The 7,247-nt window shown below is 68.3% G+C and carries 4 protein-coding genes; 1 reads left to right on the top strand and 3 read right to left on the bottom strand.

Annotated elements, in window-relative coordinates; all coding sequences use genetic code 11:
* The 3 genes from otsB to CQZ88_RS24360 form a co-directional block, all read right to left on the bottom strand.
* Positions 1–2,922 (bottom strand): trehalose-phosphatase (gene otsB / locus CQZ88_RS24370; protein ID WP_258008768.1); only part of this gene is annotated, 2,922 nt, incomplete at its 3' end.
* A gap of 336 nt (positions 2,923–3,258) precedes the next feature.
* Positions 3,259–4,866, bottom strand: a complete 1,608-nt coding sequence (locus tag CQZ88_RS24365) for a DASS family sodium-coupled anion symporter (protein WP_006943387.1) — start codon at positions 4,864–4,866, stop codon at positions 3,259–3,261.
* Between the two features lie 124 nt (positions 4,867–4,990).
* Positions 4,991–5,935: a LysR family transcriptional regulator gene (locus CQZ88_RS24360; RefSeq protein WP_044476328.1), complete on the bottom strand. Its 945-nt coding sequence runs from the start codon at positions 5,933–5,935 to the stop codon at positions 4,991–4,993.
* Between the two features lie 201 nt (positions 5,936–6,136).
* Here CQZ88_RS24360 and CQZ88_RS24355 point away from each other — a divergent pair, with 201 nt between their 5' ends.
* Positions 6,137–7,231 carry a tartrate dehydrogenase gene (locus CQZ88_RS24355; RefSeq protein WP_006943389.1) on the top strand — a complete coding sequence of 365 codons (1,095 nt, stop codon included), beginning with the start codon at positions 6,137–6,139 and terminating at the stop codon, positions 7,229–7,231.
* Positions 7,232–7,247 lie beyond the last annotated feature (16 nt).

Here is a 7,247-nt window from a genome sequence, read left to right as displayed (position 1 = left end):
GGTCACCTGGTAGTACTGCCACACGTTGTGCGCGACCGCGACCCCGATGTGGTGCTGGCGCCAGCTCGCGTCGGGATTCCACCGTCCCGACTTCGGATTGAGGTGCACCTGCTGGCTCTCCTCGCGGCCGTCGCTGCCGGACTGCCACGGGAACATCGCGCCGCTGTGACCCGCCTCCCGCGCCGCGCGGCGGGCCTCGTCCAGGCGGCGGTGGCGGTAGCGCAGGAGCGAACGGGTCAACCCCGGCAACCTCAGGTTCAGCACCGGCAGCACGAACAGCTCGTCCCAGAAGATGTGTCCTCGATACGCCTCGCCGTGCAGGCCGCGCGCCGGTACGCCGACGTCGAGATCCGCGGTGTTCGGCGACAGCGTCTGCAGCATCTGCAGCAGGTGCAGCCGCACTATCCGCAGGCCTTCGCCGTCGCCCCCGAGGAAGATGTCCACGCGGTCCCACAGGTGCACCCAGGCGAGTACGTGCCCCTCGAGCGTTTCCTCGAAGCGCCCCGTGCGGGCCAGCCAGCGCGTGGCCTCCTCCGACGGCTCGGACACCGCCTGGTCACGCCCGGTGAACAGGGTGGCCATCTTCTCCAGGGTCACGGGCTCCCCGGCCGCGACATCGAGCGCGACGATGTGCCCGACCCGCCCTCCCGAGTCGAGGAGGGTGTACTCGGCGGGGATCCGTTCGTCCTCGCGCCAGAGCGTGCTGCGAGCCGCCACGGCGACGGGGATGCGGGACTGGTTGGTCTGCACCGTCAGGCACACCGAGTCCTCGGACAACCGGGCGGTGTGCAGCAATCGGAGATGATCGCCGGCCAGGTGCCGGTAGCGCTCGACGAGAGTGTTGCGGACCGCGCCGTCGACCTCCGACCGGATCTCGAGCCGCCCCGACCAGTCCTCCGGGACGATCGTCGTCTCGAGGCCGCACACGTGCGGCTGGTGCATCGCGACGAACCGGCGCTGCACGACCGTCGTCGTGCGGCCCGCACCGTCGCGGAATCGGAACCGCCGGGTGAGCACGGCCCGGCGCAGATCGAGATACTGGCAGTACTCCCGCACTTCGACGCAGTCGATGTCGAACCACTCGCCGCCGTCGATGCGGAAGGTGACCGGCAGCCAGTTCGGCAGGTTCACCATGCTCTCGTTGTCGATGGTGCGGCCCGCCACCTCGTCCGTCAGGCGGTTGAAGATCCCGGCGGCGTACGTGCCGGGGTAGTGCACGGCACCGGCGCGGGATTCGGGGGCGCAGCCACGAGTGGCGAAGTACCCGTTGCCGACCGTGCACACGGCCTCGCGCAGTTTCTCGGCCGGCGGATCGTAACCCTCGAAGTACAGGGTCCAGGCGTCGTGACGCGGGCCGACCTCCTGGTCCTCGCCCCACAGCTCGGCGAGCCGCTGCAGCAGCCGCCGGACCTGTTCGGGGCCGTCCACCGAGAACTGTGCCGCCGAGCGACGGTCGCCGTCCTCGGTGTGGCGCACCACGATTCCGAGTCCGGTGCCGGCCAGCGCGTCGAACGCGTCCTCGTCGGTGATGTCGTCACCGATGTAGACCGGGATCGGGTTGTCCTCGTCGCGCACGTGCTCGAGCACCCATTCGAGAGCCCGGCCCTTGTCCCAGTCGACGTCGGGGCGGATCTCGACGACTTTGCGACCGGTCGTGACCCGGAGGTGGTCCTCGGCGGCGGCGACCTCGTGCACCGCGGCGACGAGTCCCTCCTCGCGGTCCGGAGCGACGTTGCGGTAGTGCACGGCGACGGTGAACCGCTTGTGTTCGATCACCGCGCCCGGCACGTCGGCGAGCCGTTCCTGCAGAGCGGCGGCGGCCCGCTCGAGGTAGGGCACGGCGGCCAGGGCCGCGTCATTCTGCTGGTGCTGCCCGTCGGGGCCGATCAGTTCGAAGCCGTGACTTCCCGCATACCACAGGCCCGGAAGACCGACCCGGGTCTGCACGTCGGCGAGGTCGCGTCCCGAAATGACGGCGACGGTGCATTCGCTCGCCAGGGAAGACAGCACCGCCGCCGCACCGTCGACCAGCGTGGCGGCCGCGGGATCGTTCACAATCTCGGACAGCGTGCCGTCGAAGTCGAGGAAGACGGCGGGCCGGCGTGTGCCGAGCAAGGCGGTCAGCTGCTGGAGCGACGCCAACGCGTCCGGGATCTCCGACATGCGCCGGTCGCCGGTGCGCACCGCCAGCTCGGCGAGGTCGTCGACCACCACGTCGGCGCCGCGGCGCCGCAGTTCGTCGCGATGATGGACCCGGTCCACGCCGACGACGAGACCGAACCCGCCGTGCCGGCCCGCGGCGACGCCCGCCTCCGCGTCCTCGACGACGACGGACCGGGCGGGGTGGACCCCGAGCCGGTGGGCGGCCTCGAGCATGGCCGCCGGATCGGGTTTGCCGGGCAACCCGAGTTCGTCGGAGACCACGCCGTCGACCCGGACGCCGAACAGGTCGGCGAGCCCGGCGGCCTCGAGCACGAGCGTGCAGTTGCGGCTCGAGGTGACGACCGCGGTGCCCAGCCCGAGGCTCTGGACCCGGCGCACGAGATCGACGCTGGACTCGAACACCGGGACACCGTCGCGGTGGATGCGCTCGCGGAACATCTCGTCCTTGCGGGCACCGAGCCCGCACACGGTCTCGACGTCCGGGCCGTCGTCGGGGTCCCCCCACGGCAGCGTGATTCCGCGCGAGGCAAGGAAATCGGCGACGCCGTCGACGCGCGGTTTGCCGTCGACGAACTTGCGGTAGTCCTCGTCGGTGAACTCGCGATGCTCCTCGCCGTCGCGTTCGGGACGACGCGAGAGATAGCGGTCGAAGAGTTCCTTCCACGCCCCGGCGTGGACCGCCGCGGTGTCGGTGACCACCCCGTCGAGGTCGAAGATCACCGCGTCGTGACGGCGGGGGTCGATCACCGGTCCACTCATCGTCATCTCCCGGTCGATTCGTGCATGTGGGCCTGCTCCCTGTACTCGCTCGACAGGCCCACTATCCCACGGCGACCGGCATCGCTCCGGGCCGTTCACTCAGGCTCTTTCGGGTGGAAGGGCCGCGGCACGCAGCGATCGCCTCCCTCGGCAACGACGACCCCGGCCTCCTGAACGAGGTGCGAGCGCTGCCCTACCGAGGCTGCACGCCAATGGCATCCACGTCGACCGCACCGACGACTACACCCACGAACCGCAACCGCATCGCGCCATCGATAACCACCCCCGTCGCGTGCAGTCTCCGGACGTCGACCTTCGCGACGACGGTGTGGTCGATCATGCAGCGCCGAGGCCGACCAGGGCGATCGTCAAGGGCAGGAGAACGATGATCAGGATCGCACCCACGATGTCGAAGATCACCCCGCTTCGAATCATCGTGGTGATCGGAACGGCCCCGGAGCCGTAGACCACGGCGTTCTGCGGCGTCGAGACCGGAAGCATGAAGCCGAACGACGCAGCGAACGTGGCCGCGAGCGCCGGCACGAAGGGGTTGACACCGGCCGCCACCGCCACCGGAATCACGATCGGCACCACGACCGCCGCCGACGCCGTGTTGCTCGTCGTCTCCGATACGGCGATGGCCAGCACGACGGCGAAGACCGTGATGGCGACGACGCTCGTCAGGCCCAGCGAGTCCGCGACGGATGTGCCGATCGTCTCGGCGAGGCCGGTGTCGGCGAGCAGGGAGCCGAAGATGATGCCGGTGCCGAACAGCACGATCGTGCCCCAGTCGATCTCCGCTGCGTCTCGCCAGCGCAGCGTGAACTCGCGATTCTCCCAATCGGTCGGCAGAAGGTAGAGCAACGCCGCCCCGAAGACCGCGACCATGCCCTCGTCGAGCCGGTCGCTGATCGTGCTGTAGAGGTCCGAGTCGTTGCCGGCGATCACCGCGACGACACCGGGCAGGATCCACAGCGTCACCGTGACTCCGAAGGCGATGAGCGTGTTCTTCTCGGCACGAGACAGCGGACCCATTTCCGCGCGCTGCTGCGCCAGGTAGTCGGCGACGCCCTCGATACGTCGGATCTCGGGCTTGTTCAGGCGCAGCAGGATGACGGCGAGCGCGATGAACATCGACAGACAGATCGGGATGGCGATCACCATCCACTGCCCGAAGCTGATCCGCTCTCCCGTGGCCTCCTCGATGAGCCCGCGTCCGATGAGGTTGGGTGGGCTCCCGACCGGCGTCAGCAGGCCGCCCACGCTTGCTCCGTACGCGAGCATCAGCATGATCGCGGCGCCCACCCGGACGCGAAGCGGGTCGAAGTCGGGTGCGACGACGCCGCGGTTCTGCATGAGCTTCGCGATGACGCCGAGGATGCCCAGCGCCGTGGGCAGCAGCATCGCGACGGTCGCGGTGTTGGATACGAAGGCCGAGAGCCCGCACGTGATCGCGCCGAAGGCGATGATCACCCCGGTGGTGGACTGGCCCACACGCGGCAGGGTCAGGATGCGGAACGCGAACCGACGCGCCACGCCGTGTTTGAGCATCGCCTGAGCGAGGATGAACGCTCCGATGAAAGTGAAGATCGTCGACGACCCGAACGCTGCGAGGACTTCGTCGGCCGGTGCCACCCCCAGAAAGACCACGACCGCCACACCGAGCAGTCCGGTGATCGGGATCGGCATCGCCTCGCTCACCCACAGCAGGATGACGCCGAGCAGCACACCGGCCAACGTCTGCTGTTGCGGCGGTATGTCGATCGGCAGGGCGAGGAAGACGATCGCGATCAGCGGCGCGAGAAACAGCCCAATCGTGCGGCGGCCCTTCTCGAACCGCTCTTCGGCGGGTGAGAGCCGCTGTTCGCCGAGGCTGCGATAGGTGGCGTGCCCGAGCAACGCCTTGTCGACGTCGGTTCGGTCGCCCTGGTTCTCAGCTGTCATGGCCCCTTCCCCACGACGTGGATCGGTACGGACGGAGTACCCATCTCCGAGCGCGCTAGTCGTAGCGCGGCATGTTTTTTCGGATACCGGCACCTCCTCGGGTGGTGGCCGGAGCGCAGTCGGATCACTGTGACCGTGACCTGGAGCGCGGCGTCACGCCGGGTGGAACCTCCCATGCGGCAGGGGTGCGCGCAGCATAGCGGCGTGCTTCGTCCATCAGGGTGCGTGCGGGCGGCGTGAGGTGCGTCCGCCGGGAGACGGCCGCGACGTGGAGATACGACTCGGGGATGATGCGGTGCACGCGCGCACCTGCTTGACGTGCCGACGGGGCCCAGGAGGACGGCATCACGGCTTGACCGAACCCACTGAGGACCATGGGCATGATCGACGTGCGGTGCGCGACCTCGGCGACGATGGTGGCTTCGACGCCACTGGCGAGGACCTCGTCGACCAGGGTCCGCATCAACGATCCACGCTGCGAGACGATCAACCGGAATCCGGACAGTTCGGATCTGCGGATCTCGGGGCGGTCCGGGGTCTCCGCGTTCGGACCGGAGATCAGGATCAGCGGCTGGCTTTCGAGCGCGACGACGTCGAGTTCAGCAGCACGAACTTCCTCGGGGGATCCGAGAATGCCCACCTCACAGATACCGGTGCGGACCGCGTGCAGAACCTCGTCGGGCGTGAAGGCCGCCTCGGCGTTGATGATCACCGACGGATAGGTGTGGCTGAAGCTGGTCAGGATCGTGGTGAGCGGCTCGATCCCGGGCGACGGCATCGTGATCAGATCGACGCGGCCGCTGCGCAGCCCTTTCAACGCCTCGACGGAGGCTTTGGCGTCTTCGAGGTCTCGCAGGACCACGCGGGCCGGACCGATGAGCGTGCGGCCGGCGTCGCTGAGCACCAGCCGACGGCCGACTCGGTGGAACAGGGGAACGCCGAGTTCGCGCTCGAGTGCAGCGATGGACTGGGACAGGGACGGCTGGGCGATCAACAGGGTTTCCGCGGCACGGTTGATGCCACCCTCGTCGACCACCGCCAGGAAGTACCTCAGCTGCCGTGCGTCCATCCGAACCTCGTCTCCGATACCGACCCGGGTCGCCCCGTGGTGCGCATCCACTCACCGCACTCGTCCTACCTGCGAAGATACCCGCCAATTAGGCAAAACCTATAAGGCGGATCGAGTCTTCGTCATGGACGCCCCATTGCCGTGACGGGTTAATGGAGACATCACGCACTGTGATCAGCACAACACGATGGAGGCACCGGCATGGCACCGCAGACGTTCAAGATCGCATCGATCCCCGCCGATGGCGTCGGCAAGGAGGTCGTCGCAGCAGGACGGCGCGTGCTCGACGTCCTCGCCGAACAATCCGGCGGGCGATTCGCCTTCGAGTGGGAAGAATTCCCTTGGGGCTGCGAGTACTTCGCACAGACCGGAAAGATGATGGCCGACGACGGCCTGGAAACCCTGAAGGCATTCGACGCCATCTACTTCGGCGCGGTCGGATGGGAGAACGTCCCCGACCACATCAGCCTGTGGGGCCTGCGCCTGAACATCACCCAGAACTTCGATCAATGGGCCAACGTCCGGCCCGTCAAGTTCCTGCCCGGCGTGCAGTCCCCGTTGCGCAAGGCCGACGACACCGAACTCGACTGGGTCGTCGTCCGCGAGAACAGCGAGGGTGAGTACGCCGGCCTCGGCGGGCGCAACCTCAGCGGCCGCGGACCGGGCAACGAGGTCGCACTGCAGACCGCTCTGTTCACCGAGAAGGGTTGCGAGCGAATCATGCGATTCGCCTTCGATCTGGCCCGCACCCGCACGGTGAAGAAGGTATCGAGCGTGACCAAGTCCAATGCTCAGCAGTACGGCATGGTTCTGTGGGACGAGGTCTTCGACCGCGTTGCCGCCGACTACCCGGACGTGGCCACCGAGAGCGTCCTCGTCGACGCCATGAGCGCGAAGTTCATCCTGCACCCCGAGGACCTGTCCGTGGTCGTCGCGTCGAACCTCAACGCCGACATCCTCTCCGACCTCGGCTCCGCGCTCGCCGGCAGCCTCGGCGTGGCCTCGAGCGCGAACCTGAATCCCGAACGTCGCTTCCCGAGCATGTTCGAACCCGTTCACGGCTCCGCCCCCGACATCGCCGGCCAGGGCATCAGCAACCCGATCGGCGCGATCGCCAGCGCCGCCCTCATGCTCGACCATTTCGGACTGCACGACGAGGCCCGCCGCATCGAGGCCGCCATCGAAACAGCCACCGGCAGTGGCGCCCTCACCCGCGACATCGGTGGAACCGCGGACACCGGCACGGTCACCGAGGCCATCGTCACCGCCCTGCAGAGCGCGCTCGCCCCCGCCTGACAGCGCTTCTCCCGCA

The sequence above is a fragment of the Rhodococcus sp. ENV425 genome (assembly GCF_002887785.1).
GTDB lineage: Bacteria > Actinomycetota > Actinomycetes > Mycobacteriales > Mycobacteriaceae > Rhodococcus > Rhodococcus aetherivorans.
This window is presented reverse-complemented; position numbering and strand designations above follow the sequence as displayed.